17 protein-coding genes and 1 pseudogene are annotated in these 19,610 nt (G+C 70.1%); 9 read left to right on the top strand and 9 right to left on the bottom strand.

All coding sequences use genetic code 11. The annotated features are described in order from the left end of the window. Window positions 1–103 precede the first annotated feature (103 nt). Complete coding sequence (locus M2302_RS29085; protein WP_280841014.1) at window positions 104–712, bottom strand: DJ-1/PfpI family protein; 609 nt, start codon at window positions 710–712, stop codon at window positions 104–106. A gap of 363 nt (window positions 713–1,075) precedes the next feature. On the opposite strand from M2302_RS29085, the gene M2302_RS29080 reads away from it, so the two are divergent. Continuing rightward, window positions 1,076–1,621 (top strand): MarR family transcriptional regulator, encoded by a 546-nt coding sequence (locus M2302_RS29080; RefSeq protein WP_280841013.1) that lies wholly within the window; start codon window positions 1,076–1,078, stop codon window positions 1,619–1,621. A 526-nt stretch (window positions 1,622–2,147) separates the two neighbouring features. Here the strand turns inward: M2302_RS29080 and M2302_RS29075 are convergent. From M2302_RS29075 to M2302_RS29060, 4 genes are all read right to left on the bottom strand, one after another. Next, window positions 2,148–3,656 carry an MFS transporter gene (locus tag M2302_RS29075; RefSeq protein ID WP_280841012.1) on the bottom strand — a complete coding sequence of 503 codons (1,509 nt, stop codon included), beginning with the start codon at window positions 3,654–3,656 and terminating at the stop codon, window positions 2,148–2,150. Window positions 3,657–4,253: 597 nt separating this feature from the next. Beyond that, window positions 4,254–4,664 carry a DUF6069 family protein gene (locus M2302_RS29070; protein ID WP_280841011.1) on the bottom strand — a complete coding sequence of 137 codons (411 nt, stop codon included), beginning with the start codon at window positions 4,662–4,664 and terminating at the stop codon, window positions 4,254–4,256. A gap of 11 nt (window positions 4,665–4,675) precedes the next feature. Beyond that, window positions 4,676–4,900 (bottom strand): zinc-binding dehydrogenase, encoded by a 225-nt coding sequence (locus M2302_RS29065; protein ID WP_280841010.1) that lies wholly within the window; start codon window positions 4,898–4,900, stop codon window positions 4,676–4,678. Window positions 4,901–4,964: 64 nt separating this feature from the next. Then, entirely contained in the window at window positions 4,965–5,528 is a 564-nt protein-coding gene (locus M2302_RS29060; protein WP_280841009.1) for an NAD(P)H-dependent oxidoreductase, read from the bottom strand. Window positions 5,529–6,170: 642 nt separating this feature from the next. Between M2302_RS29060 and M2302_RS29055 the strand changes: the two genes are divergently transcribed. Next, on the top strand, window positions 6,171–6,494 hold the full coding sequence (locus M2302_RS29055; RefSeq protein ID WP_280841008.1) for an STAS domain-containing protein: 324 nt from the start codon (window positions 6,171–6,173) through the stop codon (window positions 6,492–6,494). Between the two features lie 992 nt (window positions 6,495–7,486). Here M2302_RS29055 and M2302_RS29050 read toward each other — a convergent pair. Further along, window positions 7,487–8,083, bottom strand: a complete 597-nt coding sequence (locus M2302_RS29050; protein ID WP_280841007.1) for a TetR family transcriptional regulator — start codon at window positions 8,081–8,083, stop codon at window positions 7,487–7,489. Between the two features lie 282 nt (window positions 8,084–8,365). On the opposite strand from M2302_RS29050, the gene M2302_RS29045 reads away from it, so the two are divergent. Next, on the top strand, window positions 8,366–9,319 hold the full coding sequence (locus tag M2302_RS29045) for a hypothetical protein (protein ID WP_280841006.1): 954 nt from the start codon (window positions 8,366–8,368) through the stop codon (window positions 9,317–9,319). An 87-nt stretch (window positions 9,320–9,406) separates the two neighbouring features. Beyond that, entirely contained in the window at window positions 9,407–10,405 is a 999-nt protein-coding gene (locus M2302_RS29040; protein WP_280841005.1) for an NAD(P)H-binding protein, read from the top strand. 112 nt (window positions 10,406–10,517) lie between these two features. Here the strand turns inward: M2302_RS29040 and M2302_RS29035 are convergent, their stop codons facing one another. Further along, entirely contained in the window at window positions 10,518–10,667 is a 150-nt protein-coding gene (locus M2302_RS29035; protein WP_280841004.1) for a hypothetical protein, read from the bottom strand. A gap of 460 nt (window positions 10,668–11,127) precedes the next feature. On the opposite strand from M2302_RS29035, the gene M2302_RS29030 reads away from it, so the two are divergent. Next, window positions 11,128–11,847: a hypothetical protein gene (locus tag M2302_RS29030; RefSeq protein ID WP_280841003.1), complete on the top strand. Its 720-nt coding sequence runs from the start codon at window positions 11,128–11,130 to the stop codon at window positions 11,845–11,847. Here the strand turns inward: M2302_RS29030 and M2302_RS29025 are convergent. Further along, complete coding sequence (locus tag M2302_RS29025; protein ID WP_280841002.1) at window positions 11,840–12,268, bottom strand: DUF6745 domain-containing protein; 429 nt, start codon at window positions 12,266–12,268, stop codon at window positions 11,840–11,842. The genes M2302_RS29030 and M2302_RS29025 overlap by 8 nt on opposite strands. Before the next feature lie 56 nt (window positions 12,269–12,324). Between M2302_RS29025 and M2302_RS29020 the strand changes: the two genes are divergently transcribed. From M2302_RS29020 to M2302_RS29005, 4 genes and pseudogenes are all read left to right on the top strand, one after another. After that, window positions 12,325–12,489 (top strand): hypothetical protein, encoded by a 165-nt coding sequence (locus M2302_RS29020; RefSeq protein ID WP_280841001.1) that lies wholly within the window; start codon window positions 12,325–12,327, stop codon window positions 12,487–12,489. Window positions 12,490–12,655: 166 nt separating this feature from the next. Beyond that, window positions 12,656–14,533, top strand: coding sequence for a hypothetical protein (locus M2302_RS29015; RefSeq protein ID WP_280841000.1), 1,878 nt, complete (start codon window positions 12,656–12,658; stop codon window positions 14,531–14,533). Between the two features lie 224 nt (window positions 14,534–14,757). Continuing rightward, a complete protein-coding gene (locus M2302_RS29010) occupies window positions 14,758–17,742 on the top strand; it encodes a BTAD domain-containing putative transcriptional regulator (RefSeq protein ID WP_280840999.1) in 2,985 nt (994 codons plus the stop codon). Window positions 17,743–17,780: 38 nt separating this feature from the next. After that, a pseudogene (locus M2302_RS29005) lies at window positions 17,781–18,029 on the top strand (hypothetical protein); the annotation flags it as partial. 119 nt (window positions 18,030–18,148) lie between these two features. Here M2302_RS29005 and ltrA read toward each other — a convergent pair. Continuing rightward, window positions 18,149–19,606, bottom strand: a complete 1,458-nt coding sequence (gene ltrA / locus M2302_RS29000; RefSeq protein WP_280840997.1) for a group II intron reverse transcriptase/maturase — start codon at window positions 19,604–19,606, stop codon at window positions 18,149–18,151. Window positions 19,607–19,610: the final 4 nt, after the last annotated feature.

The raw sequence follows: 19,610 nt of genomic DNA, 5'->3' as shown, positions 1-19,610 counted from the left end.
GGCAGGTGCTGACGGGAGATGCCCGTGAAGACAGGCTGCGAGAGAGCCGCGCGGGCCCAGCCAGGCGAGGGCACCGCGGCCCCAAAGGGTTGATCGCGGGGCGTCAGCGCAATGCCACCTCGCCCGCGTGGACGGCACGCATCGCGCGCTCGACGGTCTCCTGGCTTTCGCCGACCGGAGCCACGTAGCCGATGACGTCGCGCACGGCGTCCGGCCCGAGCATTCGGTTGATCACCCACGTCGCGAGATACTGGGACGCCAGGCAGCCGCCCGCCGTAGCGATGTTCCCCTCGGCGTGGAACGGCGCGTCCAGCACGGTGACATCGCAGGCTTCGACAAAGGGCCGGCTCATCATGTCCGTGCAAGCCGGCATGCCGCCCAGCAGCCCGAGACGCGCCAGCACCAGCGCGCCGGAGCACTGCGAACCGATCAGCTGTCGCGAAGGGTCGAGCAGCAGCCTGGAGATCAGCCGGTCGTCGGCGACCACCTCGCGTGCCTTCACCCCACTACCGATCAGCACGACGTCGGCCTCGGTCACGAACTCCATCGGGCGCTGCCCCGTCACCTCGACGCCGTTCATCGACGTGACCACCGGCGTCGGCGTCGTGATGAAGGCCTCCAAGCCGTCCTTACGGCACCGGTTGATCAGCGCGGAAGCGATGAAGCTGTCGAGCTCGTTGAACCCGTCGAAGGTGACCACGGCTACCTGCATGACAACTCCTTCACGTACGGGATCAGATGCCAGTCTGCCTGGCGCAGCGGTTCAGGTCGGGAGCCAATCAGCGGCTGGTGGCATGCCTACCGCGCTCCGCGTTTCGAGTTCCGAGCCTGAGTGCCGTACGTACTGTCCAGCCGTTCGGTGAAGCATCACGGTGACGGTTGCGCGAAGGGACCGCCTGGTGACTGTGTGGCTGCTGCGACGGGAGATCCAGGAGCTTGATCAATCTCAAGTTGGTGGTGACCAACTTGGCCCACGGCTCGCCTGCTACGAGGCTACCGAGCCCACCGGTCCGCAGGGATTAGAACAGGCACTCACCGAGAGCACAATCGTGCTCGCCCTCGTTAGACTCCGAGCATGCCTGAACAGCGGCCACGCCCGAACGATCAGCCGCGCTGGCTGACTCCGGCGGAGCTGGAGACATGGCAGCAATTCGCCCTGATGTTGCACAAACTGCCCATTGCCCTGGGAGCGCAGCTGCAGCAGGACGCGGACCTTAGTTACGTCGAGTACTACGTCCTCGCCGGACTGGCCGACCAGCCGGGACACCGCATGCGCATGAGCGGCCTGGCCGTCCTCGCCAACGCCGAGCTGTCCCGTCTCTCCCACATGATCAGCAGGCTGGAGCGCCGGGGTTTCGTCCGCCGCGAACCAGACCCCACCAATGGCCGCTACACCCACGCGATCCTGACCGAAGCCGGCTACGCCCGTCTCGTCGAGGCCGCCCCGGGGCACGTGGCCCGGGTACGCGACCTGGTCTTCGACGTTCTCGACCCCGCCGAGCTGGACAGCCTGCGCACCGCTGCCGAGAAGATCAGCGAGAGAATCGACCGCTGGGAGCAGCAGAACTGCCGCCGCACGGACACCGCCCCTCAGCTGCCACAGCGCAACGCCACGCCATGATGGGTCTCGATGGGAGCGAGGCCGGGCATCCGGCGTCCCGCATGCCATCGCCGCCGTGTCGCGACCCTGGCGTGGAATCTGCGGAAGCGGTCGCCTCGCAGGGACACTGACGCCGCGGCAACTCTGGTCACCGGCACCGACGGTCCGGAACGGAGCTTCGTCCCTGACAATGTCGCCGGTGAAGCCACCCGCATCAGCAAACAGACTGAGGGCCTGCTCACCCAGACCCATCCGTTGCTGGCACAGGCTCTGCGCCCACGCGTCCAGCATCCGGCAGGGCTGCTGATGCTCCAGCAGTTCAGCCAGCGCCAGCCAGGTGACCGCTTTGCGCCAGGCGCTGTTCGAGCGGCTATCCCCTCCGAGCAGCAGAACCCTCGGCGAGATCATGGAGATCGTCGTAGAGGGTCTTCAGCCGAACGAACTGCGGACCTGCCCTGACTCCGCTGAGCCACTCACTCACGAAGCCGTGGGTGCGCGGCGTCCCGCCACGCTCCCACGACAGGTTTCGGCAGGGGGACCTGGTGCCTCAGTGGGCGACCACCGGCACCGCCACCTCGTCCTCGGCGCCCTCGCGGCCCGTACGGCCGACGTTGACCAGGGACAGGACGATCAGCGTGGCGAGCACCAGCATGCCGATGGCGAACCAGATGGCGGTGGTGTAGCCGTGCACCACGCCCTGCAGCTGGACCAGCCGCTGCTGCGGCTTCGTCGCGGCGCTGGCGATGTGGTCCTGGACGTACGAGGTCGTCACGGAGGCGGCGATCGTGTTCAGCAGGGCCGTGCCGATCGCGCCGCCCACCTGCTGTGAGGTGTTGATCATCGCGGAGGCGACACCGGCGTCCCGGGGCTCGACGCCCAGAGTGGCCAGGGACATGGCGGGCATGAACGTCATCCCCATGCCGAGACCGAGCAGCGCCAGAGCCGGCAGGACGGTCGAGGCGTAGGACGAGCCAATCTCCAACTGCGTCAGCAGGAACATGCCGGCCGCGGCTACCAGGAAGCCGGAGCCCATCAGGAACCGGGCCGGAACGCGGGTCATCAGACGCGGCCCGATCTGCGTCGAGCCGACCATCATGCCCGCCACCATCGGCAGGAAGCAGAACCCGGTCTTGACCGGCGAGTAGCCCTTCACGACCTGCAGGTAGTAGGTCAGGAACAGGAAGGTGCCGAACATCGCGATGACCGCGATGCCGAGGGAGAGGTAGACGCCGCCGCGGTTGCGGTCGGTGACCACGCGCAGGGGCAGCAGCGGTGCCTTGACCCTGGCCTCGGTAAGGACGAAGGCGAGTAGCAGGACCAGCGCCCCGCCGAACAGGGAGATGGTCGTGGTGTCGCCCCAGCCGTGGGACTCGGCGCGAGTGAAGCCGTAGACCAGCGAGACCAGGCCCAGGGCGGACAGGACGACGCCGGGGATGTCGAGCGGGGAGCGGTTGCGGCTACCCGCGGGCTCGCGGACGACGAAGTAGGCGCCGGCCGCCGCGACGATCGCGAACGGGATGTTGACGAAGAACGTCCAGCGCCAGTCCAGGTACTCGGTGAGCACACCGCCGAGGATGAAGCCGACGGCGCTGCCGCCGCCGGCGATCGCGCCGTAGATGCCGAACGCCTTGGCGCGCTCTTTGGCGTCGGTGAACATCACGGCGAGCAGCGAGAGCGCGGCGGGGGCGAGCAGGGCGCCGAAGGCGCCCTGGAGGGCGCGGGCGCCGAACATCGTCGTGCCGGTGGTCGCCGCGCCGCCGAGCGCGGAGGCGGCGGCGAAACCGATCAGGCCTATTACGAAGGCGCGCTTGCGGCCCCACAGGTCGGCCATCCGGCCGCCGAACAGGAGCAGGCCGCCGAAGGCCAGGGCGTAGGCCGTGACGACCCACTGCCGGTCGCCGTCGGAGATGCCCAGGTCCTGCTGCGCGGAGGGCAGAGCGATGTTCACGATGGTGGCGTCGAGGACGACGATCAGCTGGGCGAGCGCGATGAATACGAGCGCTTTCCAGCGCTCGGCGTGCGCGTCGCCGGCAGCCTTGAAGGCTGTTCGAGACATAGAGGTATCCACTTCGGGACTACGTGAGGAAGAGGCTGGCTGAAGGTGCCTGAGGACGTGCTTCGAAGGGATCGCCGCATCCGCGAAGGCCTCCTCCGCGGAGAAGGTGACATCTTTCCGGCGATACCCGCTCGCGTAGTCAGCACGCTGGGCGGCGCTCCGCCCCGGACCCCCGCCCCGTACCTGGTCAGGGCGTGAAGTCGATGATGCGCACCGGCTGGTCTCGCTGACGGGCTGCCGCGTGGACGGGCATCCGCTGGGCCGAGCGTCCTCGATCGGGGAGTTGGCGAAGGCTGCTACCTGGACGGGGTCGACTCGGTGGGCGAGTTCTCAGGGGTAGCGATAGCCGGGGGAGCTGTGCTCAGGCGGGCCAGCCCTGAAGCACCCACCGGACACATACGCTCCCGCTTCTCTGGGCTCAGATGTTTCGCAGATAGTGGGCTCGGTGCGGTCCCGGAACCTGAACCTGTCCGTTCCGTTCCGGGACTCGCCCGCTCCGCCTGTCGCCGTACCCTCGCCGTACCAGCCCGCACGGTGGCGATCCGACCTGCGTGGTGGCTCAGCGGCGACCGGCATCGCCGTTCCGCTGACCGGTGGTCAGGGCTTCCGGCGGCTGAAAGCTGAGATCAACACGGCGGCCACCGCGATGTGCATCAGCGCCAGGATCGTCTTGGCTGCCCCGGTTGCCTCGAAGCTGAACAGGGGCAGGAAAGATACCAACAACACCAACACGGCAAGGACGGTCCACACGATCGGTGCGCTGCGGGTAAACCGGTCCAGCAGCGCCCGCGCACCCCAGCCGAGCAGGCTGACGGCGAGCGTGAACGTGACGGTGAGCGGCAGGCCAACCACTGAGGGGGCCTGGCCGTTACGGGGATCGACACGCAGCTCGATACCCAGAATCTGGGCGGCCGTCCAGAGTAGCGCGGCGGCCAGGACGGCACCGCCGACCGTGAGAGCGCCGACGCGCAGCCGCGTGGTTGTCGGGGAGACGGAGGTGCTGGTCATCAGGGACTCCTTCATGGAACGAAGATGATCTTGCCGCGAGTGCGGTCGGACTCGGCGTCGCGGTGCACGGCGGTCAGGTCGGTGAGCGGACGGGACGCGGTGATGTCGACCCGGACGGCGCCGGCGTCGACGAGCGCGACCAGTGCGGCGAGGTGGCTGGTGTCGTTGCGGGCCACGAAGTGCACCGCGTTGACCGGGGAGCCGGTGGGCACCTCGACTGGGATGGTGACGGACACGACGACGCCACCTGCCGGAGGATGGACGGTTTTCCCGTCGCCTGCCTTCCGGTGGGCGAAGGCGTCAGACCCGGACCGTCTTGAGGGCGTGGGCCCAGGATTCCAGTTGGTCGAACAGGGTCGTCGCGGCGGCGTCGTGCTGCTCTCCCGGCTTGAAGGCGGAGAAGTTCTCGAAGTCCATGAACAGCGAGAAGGACAGCTGCTGACGTATGTGGGCCAGCTGCAGTTCGCTGGCCACGCCCCGCAGGTGCTCGATGGCCCGAGCGCCGCCGAGAGAACCGTAGGAGACGAAGGCGGCGGCCTTGTTGTTCCACTCGCCGTACAGGTAGTCGATCGCGTTCTTGAGTACGGCGGAGGTGGAGTGGTTGTACTCGGGGGTCACGAAGATGTACCCGTCGAACTCGGCGATCTTGGTCGCCCATGCCTTGGTGTGCTCACCCTGGTACTGACCCATGGCCGGCGGAATGGCCTCGTCAAGGTGGGGCAGCGGGTAGTCGGCGAGGTCGACCAGCTCGTACTCGACGCCGGTGCGGGTGCCGGACCTGTCCACCACCCAATCCGCGACCGCCTTGCCGTTGCGGCCGGGCCGGGTGCTGCCGAGGATGACGGCGATCTTCAGGTCGCTCATGCGGTTCTCTCCTTGATGGGCCGGCTGGTGCGAGGCCGAGCCGGTGGATGCGCGGCGGGCGCGGATGGTGGCGCTGAGCCACAGGTGCCGGCCTGCCCTTACCCTTCACTTGAACGTTCAAGTCTTACCTTACCGCATCACTTGAACGTTCAAGTGTGAGTTGCGACTCGTGAACGTTTGAGACGTTGCTTCTGCGAAGTGCCCAACACGTCGGGATTCGGGCCGGCTGACGGGATATCGGCGGCTCACCCGACTGCTGGGACAGCTGCTGCCCGGCGGGGGGCACTGTCTCGGTGGCCGCATCACACTGCGCCATGGTCAGCCACCCCGAGCTCACCGCCGACCTCATCGCACCGACCAGTCAGGTCCCAGCATGATCTCTCTTGTGGTGGCCGCACTCGCCCTGCTCGACGGCACAACATGGCTTGCCATGATCAGCCGGTTGCGCGCAACCCTGTGCTCAATCGACGGCTGACCGCGACGGGCTGCTGTTCTGCGTGATCACCGCCGGTGTTCACGCTCATCGCGGCGGTCGTGACCTGGCCGTGACCAGGTGAACTTTCTCCGAGAACACTCGACCCTCCGGCGGCGCCGACCCTAACCTGACGACTCGGAGAACACCGGGTAACGGAAGGTAACGCGATGACCGCCACCACGGTCGACATCAAAACCAGACCCGCCGGCACCCTCGTCATCCACCCCTACGGCGCCCTCGACGCCGCGGACGCCCTCGGGCTGCGCCGCACACTGGTCCAGGCCATCCGGCACACGCGGCCTCTGCGCCTGGTCATGGACCTCGCCGACGTTCAGGAACTCGACCCGATCAACCTCGGCACTCTTGCCGCCGCCTGCCACCTCGGCGACGACCACCAGGTCGCCGTCTTCCTCGATCACTCCTCCGCGTCCCTCGCGGACCTGCTGGCAGCCGCAGGCGTTCCCCGGAACCGCCTGCGGCTCATCACCTGACTTCGAGCATGAGTTGCCTCGACAACGCCGGAACGTGCCGGTAAGGGTGGCGGGCGCCGGCCTCAGTCTTCACCGCGGACATAGACGGCTTCGCCGTGCTGGCGCAACTCATCGGTCACGTTTCCCTCATTCATGCCGCGAGACGGGTCCACGGTGGCTTGCTCCTTGAGCCCGTCGTAGGTCGCATGGACCCGCTGCTCGATCTCGGTACGGATGCTCAGCGGCGATCAGGCGGCGAGCGAGCCCGACGACGGCCAACGTGGCCGTGTAGGCCAGCACGAGTCCGCGGGTGGGATGACTGTGGAAGAGTGTTCCGCCGTAGCCGAGCAGCGTCGCCCAGACGGCCCTGACCGCGGTCGCCGAACGCCTACCCGGCAGGTAGCGGCCGAAGACGATCAGCGTGAGACCGCGCCGGTTGAAGACGCGGTGTGCCAGCTCGACCATCGCAAGCTAATGATCAAGTGCTCACGCCGGCGTGCGGCGGGCACGACATCCCATCAGCGGTCAGCTCTCCCGACCACCGGCAGGGGGATGATCTGTCAATAGGACTGCGACGCGTCCTGCAACGGCGAGTGCTCACCCACCAGCGGCTACCGGAACCGAGTCTGCCGCACCCGACCCGGTAGCTCTCATTAGTAACGGTGACAGACAGCAACCGGGTGGGACGAGGCCAGCCGCCGGCGGCCGGGCGCGGACGGTCGCGCGAGGCCGCGGATGCGGACGGACCCGCCGGACGAAGCGCGTGGATCTTGTAAACGAGGTGTCCGGCTCGCGCCCATCAGCCATGCGAGCGGCCAAGGCGGCGAGCAACCGTTGCTGCGGTCCTACTACTTCTCCGCACTCGCGGGCCGAGGCCGAGCTGCGCGTCCGGGGTCTGCGGACTGCTGCGCCGGCACCCAGTCCGGCCCGCGGGCCGGGAACTGACGGCCGGGCCTGGTGCCGACCTGCGTGCCCGGTCGGAAGTGGCGGCCGACGCCGTCGGCCAGCCCCGGTCAGTCCGTGCGCTGCTGCGGTTCGGACTGCCCGGTGCCGCTCTCGGCGAGAGCCGTGCGCGCGGCCTGCAGCAGTTCTTCGGAGAGCGGGTTGCCCCGGGTGGCGCGGGCGAGGACGAGGGCACCGACCATGGTGCAGAGCTGGGCCATGCCGTCGTCGTCGCCGGTGGCCAGCCGAGCGGCAAGGTTCCGTACCCCGTTGGCGTAGACCTGGTGGGCGCGGGCGGCCTGGTCGGTCTCGCGCCCCAGGTCAGCGGCGAATCCGGAGACGGGGCAGCCGTCCCCGGCGTGATCGCGGTGCCAGACCGAGAGGTAGCGCTCGATCAGCGTCCGGCGGGCGGCCTCGTGCTCCCCGGCGTGCTCCTCGAACGCCACCGCCGAGTATGCCGCCGGCTTGTCGAAGGCGTGGGCGGCGGCCTCGTCGATCAGGTCCTCCTTCGAGGCGAACTGCTTGTAGAACCCCCCATGGGTGAGCCCTGCGGCCTTCATCACATCGGCGAGGCTGACCGCGGTGCCCTTCTCGCGGAACATCCGGGCGGCGGTGGCTACGACGCGCTGCCGGTTCTCCTGTGCTTGCGCCTGGGACACGCGGCTCACGGGATCACTCTCCTCATATGGATGTCACTTGCAATCTATCCTGGCTCCCGTTAGATTGCAACCAACATCTAATCGGTGCCGATGAAATCACCGGGCAGATCAAGCAGGGGCTTTCCGCTGCCTCCCACCGTCTGAGGCCGGCGGCCTCCGCCCGGCAACCGCAGAACCACCGACAGCACGGAGCCCCCTGTGACATCGCCACCCGAGCCCACCGAGCCCTCGACGCCCGCGGCGTCCACGCCACCTGTACCGTCCGGACCGTCCGCGCGCCGGAAGGTGCCCGTGCGGGCCTGGCTGCAACCAGCGATCATCGGACTGATCGTGGTATCGGCCTTCGTCGGCTTATATGTGGGGCTCCAGCGCAACCCCGAGCCGCACGGCGTGCCGCTGGCCGTCACCGGGCAGCAGCTCGCCACCGAGGTCCAGCAGACGCTCGGTGACCGAGTCGACGTGCACCAGGCAGCCGACGCCGCCTCGGGGCGCCGCGCGGTCCTGCACCGTGACGCCGTCGCAGCCCTCGGCCCCGACGGTGCCGGCGGACTACGGTTGGACGTGGCCGCAGCCAACGGCCTGTCCACCACCAACGCCGTCACCGGCCTCGCCGCCACCTACGCGAACCAGGCGGGGCAGCACCTGCAGACCGCGGACATCGTCCCGCTGGCCAAGTTCGACAGTCGCGGACTGTGCGGCTTCTATGTGGCGTTCGGTGTCACCCTCGCCGGGTTCGTGATCGCCCAGAACACCCTGGGCCTCGGCCACGTGCTGGCCCTGCGCCACCGGTTCCGGCTGATCTGGGGCTTCTCGGCAGCCTGCGGCACCCTCGCGGCCGCCATCGCCGGACCCATCCTGGGAGCCCTACCGGCACCGTTCGTGCCCCTGGCGGGCACGCTCGCGCTGCTGGCAGCCGCAGCAGCGTTCACCACCAAGCTGCTCGGCACCTGGCTGGGCCCGATCGGCGTCCCGGTGGCCACCCTGCTGCTGCTCACCATCGGCAACTCGACCAGCGGCGCCACCACCGGCGTCGTCCTGCTGCCCGCTCCGGCCCGCCTCGTCTCCGGGCTGCTCCCGCCCGGCGCCGCCATACGGGCCGTCGCCGACCTCAGCTACTTCGGCGGTGCCCACGTCACCGGCCCGCTGATCACCCTCGCGCTGTGGGCCGTGCTCGGGGCGCTGCTGGTGGGCCTGCGGTCCCGACAGGTCGCCACCCGGGCCCGACAGGTCGCCACCCAGGGCTGACAGGTCGCCACCCGGGGCTTAGGGCCCGCTGCCCGGGAACGCCCCGGGCCGGCCCGTGTGCCGTCCTATCCTCGGGGTGAGCCCACCGTGCACATCGCCGCGGCCAACGCCTTGCTGACAGCTCCGGCGGACGCTCTGATCACACCTCAACTCAGATATCCCATTTCCGAAGGAGATTCACTGGTGGCTGCCAGCAACCTTGTTCTCATCCCCGGTGCCGGCGGCGTGGGCCGTACTGTCTTCGAGCAATTACGTGCTCAGAATGTGCCGGTGCGTTTCATGGTCCGTCGCGAGGACGAGCGTGCCGCTGAGGTGCGGGCGCTCGGCGCGGAGGTCGTCATCGGGGACCTGACCCGGCCCGAGACGGTAGCGGCCGCACTGCAGGGCGTGGCGCGGATGCTCTTCGCGATGACCGTGTCGCCGGACCACCTGCTGGCAGCGACCGTGGTGGCCTCCGTTGCGAAGGAGTACGGGAAGCTGGAGGCCCTAGTCGACCTGTCGCAGATGACGGTGTCGCAGATGACCGCCACCAGCACCGAGGAGTCGCACCAGCAGCGGCTGCACTGGCTGGCGGAGCAGGTACTGAACTGGTCCGGCCTGCCCGTGGTGCACATCCGGCCCACGGTGTTCCTGGACACTCCGCTGTTCACCACGATGGCGGCGCGGTCGATTCAGGAGAGCGGCACGATCGCGCTGCCGTTCGGCACCGGACGCACCTCGCCGGTCGCCGTGGACGACGTCGCCCGGGTCGTCGCCACCGTACTCCGCGACCCGGCTCCACACATCGGGAACGTCTACGAGCTGACCGGGCCGCGCTCGGTCGACATGACGGAGCTGGCCGCGGCCTTCTCCCGGGCGCTGGATCGTCCAGTGACCTATGCGGACGTGCCGCTGGATCGGTGGCAGGCCGGGCTTCCCAAGATGGGCCTGCCGCCGCACATCGAACAGCACATTGCCACCATGGCCCAGATGCACCGGGACAACCGTTACGACCGCACGGCCGACGGCGTGGAGCGCGTAACAGGCATCCCCTCCCAGTCGATCGAGGCGTTCGTGGCCGCCCGAAGGGACTTCTACCTGGGCTGAGCCGCCCCGGCCAAAGCTGGCCGGGGCGACTGCTTCGGATACCCGCCGCTCAGGCTGTGACGCCGCGCCGACACGGCTTTTCGGTCCAGCGCGGCCTTCAGCTGGGTGAGATTCATCTGCACTCGACCGAAGCCGGAGTCAGAAGACCAAGGGCTCGGCGCTCGGCTGCGGCGTCATCCGCCATCTGCTCGATGGTGCTCGGCGTGACACCGACGGTGGCGCCGATGCCCCTGTTGTCGAACAGAATGACGTCGCGCTCCACGGCGGGGGTCGATCAGCGCGGGGCCCCAGTTGTCGGCGTTGCCGCGGAAGTGCTGAAGAAAAACCACGGCACGCCGTTCGCCGAGACCATCGCGGTGGCCGGGAAGCCGTTCCCAAACCCGGCCGAGGCGTCGGCAGGCATAGGTCAATCCGCTGCGCGCCTCGACACGATCAAGCGCCGCGTGGACGAGACTCGCGGTCGTGGCCGTCCTTGCGCGTCCTTTCCGTCGCCGCCCGAGCCGTCCGCCCAGACGGCACCGACGCCGAACAGCCCGGCTCAGACATCCACGCCGCAGCCCGGTAGCAGCCGTACTCGGGCTTTCTAGCCACGCTATCTGACGATCTACGCCGCTCGTAGGCTGTTCGGCGTACGCCGCGATGCGCGCCCACCCACAGCTCACCGCCGGTAGCGTTGTCGGGTAGCGGCGAGCCGAGGGTGTGCAGGGAAGGTGGGGGCTTACATGAACCAGCTTCTAACCGAGGTCATCGACGCGCATGGCGGTATGGACCGCTGGACGGCGTACCAGAAGGTAGAGGCGTCGTTCGTCAGCGTAGGTGGCCTTTTCGCGCTGAAGGGGTCGATACAGGACACAACTCCCCGCCAGGTGACGGTGTGGCTGCACGAGCAGCGCGGGTCCATGCTGCCATACGGGGCCCCTGACCAGCGCACGATGTACACCCCGGACCGGATCGCCATCGAGAAGGTGGACGGCACCGTCGTCTCGGAACGCCTCGCGCCGAGAGACTCCTTCGCCGGCCATCAGATGGACACGCCGTGGGATGCGCTGCATCGCGCCTACTTCAGCGGCTACGCGAGGTGGACCTACCTAACGACGCCGTTCCTGCTGGCCGGGGACGGTGTGCACGTCGAGGAAACCGAGCCCTGGAAGGAGGACGGCGAGACGTGGCGCGTGCTGCGCGCCTGGTTCCCCGGCTCGATCGAAACACACAGCCGCGTCCAGGACTTCTTCTTCGACGACAGCCTTATGCTGCGCCGCCACGACTACCAGGTGAACATCGCGGGCGGGTTCCCCGCAGCGCAGCTGACCTCGGAGCATGTGAGCGTAGACGGGATCAGCCTGCCGACGAAGCGTCGCGCCTACACGCGGGGCCCCGACCGCCGACCCATCCTGGACCTGCTGATGGTCGCCATGGACATCAGCGACGTGAAGTTCAGCTGAAGTCCCAGCCAGCACCCGCTCGTCCAGCGGAGGCGTGTGGCCGGCTGTAGCCTTCGAAGTGCGCGGCCATTAGTCGCTCGCTCATCACGGCAACCTCCGCGAAGGGCCACCAAGGCCCGGACGCCAACGCCACCTCTCGGCAGCCTTCCCAGCCGGAGCCCGGGGCGGTGCCGAACGCGGTGCGGTAGGTGTCGATGGCGGCGAGGACGACGAGGTCGGGGTAGAAGTGCCAGGCGGGGTCGAAGAACTGGTCGTTGGCGTCCGGTAGGCAGTACTGCACGACGGCGCGTGTCTCGTCTTTCTGTTCGACCCCAGTGTGGTGGTCGTGCCAGTACCGGGCGGGGTGCAGGGCGTAGCGGCGCACTGCTGTGCCCAGTGCGTCCCAGGTCGGGCGTAGGACCTGCTCATAGGTGCTGCGCACGGCGGTCAGGACCGGTTGCAGTGCCGCGCGTTCTGCTGACAGGACGGGTGAGCATAGTGCGGCTCATCCTGGGCGCGCCCATGGCGGTCATCACCGCCGCGCTGGTCAGCCCCCGCGCAAGCGGGATCCTCGGCGTCATCTACGCCATCGCGGTCGCCGTGTGGTGGATCCGCCAACTGTGGACCCGAATCCTTCGCCCGCACCCCCGCCCCATCACATGAGCGCCCTCACCGAACTGAACCCCCAATCCGCTGGCGAAGCACTCGCCATTCGGTGGTGGTGGCGGTGAGGTGGCCACGGCGTCTGGCGGCACTACTTGCGCTGTTGCTGCTTCTGGTCGTCCCGCCGCTGCTCCTGCTGAGGATTGCCGGGTGGCCCATCGCGGGCATGCCAAGCGGTCAGCAGGTGCAGGAGTGGGTGGCGCAGCCGCTGACGCAACGCACACTCACCGCTGGGTTGACCCTGTTGGCCTGGCTGATCTGGCTGTTCGTCGCCTACACCGCCATCGCGGCCGCCGCCCGGCGGGTGCGCTCCGGCGCGCGGTGGCTGCGCCGCCTGCCGCTGCCCACGCCGCTGCAAGCCACCGCCACCAGCGTCGCCGGCGCGGCGGCCCTGGGCGCGGGCCACGCCGCTGCTGCCCAGCCGCCCGAACCGGTGGCCCCGGTCACCGCCTCCACCGTTGACGGCTCACCCATCAGCCTCCACACCGCCGACACGGTAGGCGTGGGGGAGGGGATCACGATCGCGGGTGGGTGGCTGCCCCGCGAGACGGCCGAGCAGGTAGCGGCCGCGTCGGTGCTGGTGTGGCTGCGTCGCCGCCGCGACTACCAGCCGCTGACCGGGGCGGGACCGCCGCACCGTGACCTGGCGCCGCTGTCGACGACGGTCGCAGCTGTCCGGGCGGCCCTGGACGCCACCACCCACACCCACGACACGCCGGAACCACCACCGGTCGACGCTTCGCCGGCGGGACCGCTGACCGTGCTGCCGACGGCTGTCGCACTGACCGGGCCCGGTGCCCTGCACGCCGGCCGGGGAGTACTGGTCACCGCGCTGCTGGCCGCTCTACGGCGGCCGGCGGACGGAATCCCCACCGTGATCCCCCGCGGGGCCCTGACGATGCTGCTCGGCCCAGCCGCCGCCGTCGCACTGCAACAAGGGCTTCCCGGCCTGCAAGTGACGGCCAACCTCGACGACGCGCTGACGCTGGCGCACGGCACCGCACGCAAGGTGCTGCTGATCAGCGAGACTGTGCCCGCGGCGGTTGGCAGCCGGTTGGCCGCTGTGCTCGATACCGGCACTGTTACCGCATTGGTTGTCGGCACCTCGCCAGTCGGGGCGACGTGGCATGTCGACGTCCACGGTCGCACCAGCCAGGTCGGGCGGTCGCAGGAGGGCGCGGCGCGGCTGTGCGTCCTGGACCAGGTCGCCGCCACCGACCTGCTCGCGGTCCTCACCCTCACCCGGCCCCCGCTGCAGCGCCAGCCAGCCGACGCCACGGCCGTTCCCCGCCCGCGGCCCCCCGCCGATCCGGTCACCCTCCGCGCAGCGACGGCCAAAGTCGCGAAGCCGACGCCATCGGTTCACCTGCGGATTCTCGGCACACCCGCCGTCCTCGTCGCCGGGCGACCCGTCGCAGTGCGCCGCAGCGCCGCCTGGCAGAGCCTCATCCTCCTCGCCGTCCACCCTGAGGGCCTGGACGCCCGGCAGCTGACCGACGCCATCTGGCCAGGCATACCGGCCCACACCGTCACGGGCCGCCTCTACACCACCCTCAGCGACCTGCGCCGCACCATCGGCGTTGCTGTTGTACACCACCGTGACGACCGCTACCGCCTCGACCCGGACCACGTCGACGTCGACCTGTGGCACCTACGCACGGCAGCCCAGCACGCCGCTACCGCCCTCACCGACCACACCGGCGCCTGCCAAAAGGTCATCGACACCTACACCGGCGACCTCGCCACCGGCCACACCTGGGCCTGGATCGACCCCCCGCGGGAGACGACCCGCCGACTGGTCATCGACGCCTACGCCGCCGCGGCCGACGCCCAACCCGACCCACACCACGCCCTGCGGTTCCTGCAAGCCGCGCTGCGTGTCGACCCCTACAACACGCACCTGCACCACCGCGCCGCCGACGCCCTCGCTGCCCTCGGTGACGACACCGGCGCCGCCCAGCTCCTGCACCGCTACACCCATCGCCTCGCCGACGCCGGGCTCGCACCCATCCCCCTGGATCAGACGACACCTTCCACGCGGTGAGCCACCCACGGTCGTGGGTGGCGCGGCGAGTGGAACTTGCCGCGCGTGGCTGACCTGCGCTTGTAAGGCCGTGTGAGGTGGTGTGAGGGTCTGTCAGCCGCCGGCCCCCTGCCCCCACACCTGGTCCGCTCCTAGCGTCGATCACGAACCCCGCCGACCACATGGCAGGGGAGAGGAGGCGTGAGGTGAGGTCCACGTCGGGCGTTCTGGGCGCCATCAGTGCCGTGATTCTCGTGTCCGCCGGCTACGCCGCGTTGCTGCACGCGAGCCTGTTGCCGGCACCGCGGCTTCCGTCCGCCGCACAGGCACGGGCCTGGATCGCGCAGCCGTTGACCGAAGGCTTCATCGTCTTCCTCGCACAGGCCGCATGCGGTGTTCTCGCCGTCTACCTCGTCACCGCGATGACCACCCGCGTGGCCGTCCGGCTCACCCGCGCCGCCCGTTGGCTGGCCGCACTGCACCTGCCCGGCCCGCTGCAGAGCCTGGCCGCCGCGCTGCTCGGCGCCACCGCGGCCACCGCCACCGCGGCGGCCATCCCCGCCGCAGCTGCCGCAGCGAACACCGCCGACACCGACGGGCAACCGGCCGGGCACGGCGCAACCACCGGACCCGGGAACGCCGCTGACGCCCCACAGCAGCCGTCGGCGACTGCGGCGCACGACACCCGGCCGCCACGCCCGACCTACACCGTGCGGCGCGGTGACACCCTCTCCTCGATCGCCGCGCGGCACCTCGGCGACGAGCACCGCTGGCCCGACCTGTACCACCTCAACCGCGGCACCCACTTCCCCCACCCCGGCGGCACGCTGCGCGACCCGAACCTCATCCGCCCCGGCTGGACCCTCACCCTGCCCACCGACGCCACCCGCGCACCGCAGCGCACCGCCCCACCGCCGCAGCAGCCCGAGACCGCAACCCCGGGGCCCGCCCCCACGACCGCACCGTCGACCGGACCGGGAACCACCACCGGCGCACCCACCCCGGCGGCCACGAGCGCACCACAGAGCCCCACACCCACCTGTGCCGACGAACAGGCGGACGGTGCACCCGACCGCCGCGGCGACACCGCGCGGCGCGGAATCAGTCTGCCCAGCGGCAGTTGGCTCGACCTCGGCCTCGCCCTCGCGATCGCCGCCGCGGTCACTGTGGTGTGGGCACACCGTCAACGCCGCTACGTCCCCCGCACAGCCCCGACGCCGCACCGCCTGGACACCCCAGACCTGGCGCCGATGCCCCGCGTCATCGCGCACATCCGCCGCGGCCTACGCCGCGCCTCCGTCAACCGGCCCGACCTCCACACGTCGGCGAACCGGCGCGGCGCCGACCACGACGACGTCGACAACCTTGACAACGGCCCCCTGCCCCTCCGTCCGGACGCCGGCAGCGGCAGCCTGCACATCGAGGGCGAGGACGACGGCCAGGACCACGGCGCAGGCCATCACCCTCGTGCCGTCGTTGGCGACGCCGACAGCGGCACCCCGCTGCTGGTGGTGCCGGCGTTGGACAACCCGCTTGCGGCGCTGTGGCCTCCGGCCGGGCTCGGCCTGACCGGGCCCGGCGCGCCCGCCGCCGCCCGCGGACTGCTCACCGCCGCCCTCGCCACCGGCGGTGTGGACCATCCCGAGGCGCGCACCGAGGTGGTCATCCCGACGGTGACTGCGGTGACGCTGCTCGGCGACGCGGCCCTCACCCTGCCCCGCACACCCCGGCTGACCGTCACCGCCGACCTCGACGAAGCCCTGAACATCTGCGAAGCGCACACGATGCACCGCACCCGCCTGACCTGTCAGCACGAGGTCGACACCGTCGCCCACCTGCGCCGCGCCGACCCCTACGAACAGCCCCTCCCGCCGGTCATGCTGATCGCCGAGGCCACCAACCGCCACGACCGCGCCCGCGTCGCGGCCCTACTCGCCCAGGGCCAACGCCTGGACATCCACGGCGTGCTGCTCGGCGACTGGCCCGACGGCGGCACCGTCACCGTCGACGCCGACGGCACCACCACCCCCGTCGACGGCGGAGGCGCCCACCAGGGCAGCCACCGCGCCGACGTCGGCCGTCTCGCCGTCCTCAACCCCGCAGAGACCATCGACCTGCTCACCACCCTCGCCGAGTCCCACACCGGCCAGCCGCAAGCCCCCGCACCTTCCCCACCCACACCCCAGCCACCGGCCGAGACGTCCGGCTGCAGGGCGCCCGCCACTCCCACCGACCGAAGCGCACCGGCCGTGACGGCTCAGGCCGACAGCAATGCCGACGACGCCTCCGACGGCACGGCAGCCCACCACCTGCAGCACACACCCGCCGATGTCGCCTGCGGCCCCGAGAGCGATCAGCACCTTGCGCCAGCGGAATCAGCCACAGCCAGCGATGAAGTCGCGGCCGGGCAGCAGTCAACGGACGATCCGCACGACGGCAGGCTCAGGCCTCCGGTGCGGGTGCGGGTGTTGGGCACACCCGGCCTCGTCGACGGCGACCCGCAGCGCACCCCACGCGCCAAGTCTCTGGAACTGCTGGTCTACCTGGCCGTGCACGACAGAGCGGCCTCGACGGAGGCGATCCTCGACGACCTGCTTCCCGACGCCCCGACCAGCAAGGCCGCCGGCCGGCTCTACACCTACGTCTCCGGGCTCCGCGCCGTCCTGCGCCACACCGGCGGCCCCGGCAGCTACGTCACCCACCCCGACCACCGGTACCTCCTCCAGCGAGACCTACTGGACGTAGACCTGTGGCGGATGCGGGCGGCGATCCGCGAGGCCGGCCAGGCCACCGACGCGCAAACCCGCACCGCCGCGCTGCGCCGCGCCGTCGACGCCTACACCGGGCCCCTAGCAGAGGGCTGCGACTACGAGTGGGTCGAGCCCTACCGCGAAGCGATCCGCCAGGACGCCCTCGACGCCCACCTCGCCCTCGCCGACGCCCTCGCCGCCCAACCCGCGCAACAGATCGCCGTGCTCGACGCGGCCATCGCCCACCACCCGCACCACGAGGCCCTCTACCGCTCGGCCATGCGCGCCCACGCCCAGTTGGGGCACCTGGACGTCATCCGCGCCCTGCGCCGCCGGCTGACCCACGCCCTCGCCGAGATCGACGCCGAACCCGACGACGACACCCTCGCCCTGGCAGACCGGCTCGTCGCCCAGATCAAACGCACCCCGCAACCCAGCCCGGCACCCGCGCCCCGCTACGACGGCGAGACTGCGGCGTGAGCAGCGCGACGACACCCGTCACCACTGAGGTGAGCGAGGTGGACCGGCGGCACCTGCGGCGGCTGCGGTGGGCGGTGCGCGCCGTGCTCGCCCTCGGCGTCGCCGCGTCGATCGCGGCGAACGTGCTGCACGCCCGACCCAACCCGATCAGCCAGGTCATCTCGGCGTGGCCTCCGCTGGCGCTGATGCTCACCGTCGAGCTGATCTCCCGCGTACCCACCCACCAGCGGGTGCTGGTGGTGCTGCGGCTGCTCGCCGCCGCCCCGATCGCCGCCATCGCCGCGTGGTGGGGTCGGGTCAGGGCGCGGTGCCGGCCTTTCGGTCCGGTCGTCTCCCTGACCCGCCCGCCCGAACCGGACGTGCGCGTCTCCGCGCATCCGGCTCTCCACGAGCACATGCCGACAGGTCACATGCTGGTTGTGGCCGCCGGTTGGTGCCATCTGTCCCACGGGGTGGGGATCTTCGTCCCGCGGTAGCGGTAGCGGTTGATCGCCACCGTCTGCGGGTCGAACAGAACGATCCCCTCGTGCGTCGGTTTCCATCCAGGCAGGTATCGACGGATTAGGTGCTTCCACGGCACTCCGTCGTGGCGTTTGCGTATCCACCCGAGCACCCGTCGCCAGGCGTAGCGCGACAGGTAGCTGAAGGTGGCGTTGGAGACGCCGTGACGGAAGTAGTTGCACCAGCCTGCCAGCGTTGGGTTCAACGCTTGCAGCAGGTCGGACAGATGTGCGTGTGCTGTTCGTCGGGTGATCGTGCGCACCTTGGCGACGATGGAGGCCAGGGCCTTCTTCGCCGGGTAGGTGTAGACGTACCGTTTGTTCGACCCCTGTTGTCGCCGGCGCTGGATGTGCCAGCCGAGGAAGTCGAAGCCCTCGTTCAGGTGGACCACCTGCGTCTTCGGCCCGGACAGGCGAAGCCCGATCCGCGCCAACACCGCCGCGACGTCACTCCGAAGCGCCTCGGCGTGCTCGCGCTCGCCGGCCACCATGACGACGAAGTCGTCGGCGTAGCGCACCAGCCGCCAGTTGCAGCGGCCGGTGCGGAGCCGGTTGTGCCGACGCCACGGGCTGCCCATCTCGTCCTGCCACGCCTGCACGAACCAGTCGTCGAGCGCGGACAGGGCGATGTTGGCCAGCAGCGGTGACAGGATGCCTCCTTGCGGTGTGCCGGTGCTCGTTTCCTGGTAGCCGGTATCGGCGCTGAGCACCCCGGCTTTCAGGAACGCCTTCACCAGCGCCAGCACCCGCTTGTCTCCGACCCGTCGACGCACCCGGTCCATCAGGGCCGTGTGGTCGATGGTGTCGAAGCACGCCTCGATGTCCGCCTCCAGCACCCACTCGTAGCCCTTGGCGCCGAAGTGGCGGATCTCAGCGATAGCGTCGTGCGTGCGCCGTCGAGGCCGGAACCCGTACGAGCACGGGCGGAACCCGGCCTCGAAGATCGGCTCCAGCACCAGTTTCAGGGCGGCCTGGACAACCCTGTCCCGCACGGTCGGAATCCCCAGCCGGCGCAACCTGCCGCCGGACTTGGGGATCATCCGCTCCCGCACGGGCAACGGGGTGAACACACCGGCCTTGACGTCGGCGCGCAGCTCGGCGAGGAACGGCTCCTCGCCGCGCAGCACCCGGATGTAGTGGGCGGTCTGCCCGTCCACTCCGGCGGTGCGTGCCCCCTTGTTCGTCCGCACCCGCTCCCACGCGACCATCAGGAACGCGGGATCGGTGACGAGGTTGAACAGATCATCGAACCGGCGGGCCTCATCCTCGCCCGCCCATCGGTGCAGCTTCGCCTGGATCTCCAGTACCCGCCGCTCCGCCTGCCCCAACTCGGGCCACACGGACGGCGGCGCGTCGGTATTCACCGGC

Origin of the sequence: Micromonospora sp. A200 (assembly GCF_029893845.1) — a bacterium.
Lineage (GTDB): Bacteria > Actinomycetota > Actinomycetes > Mycobacteriales > Micromonosporaceae > Micromonospora > Micromonospora purpureochromogenes.
This window is presented reverse-complemented; position numbering and strand designations above follow the sequence as displayed.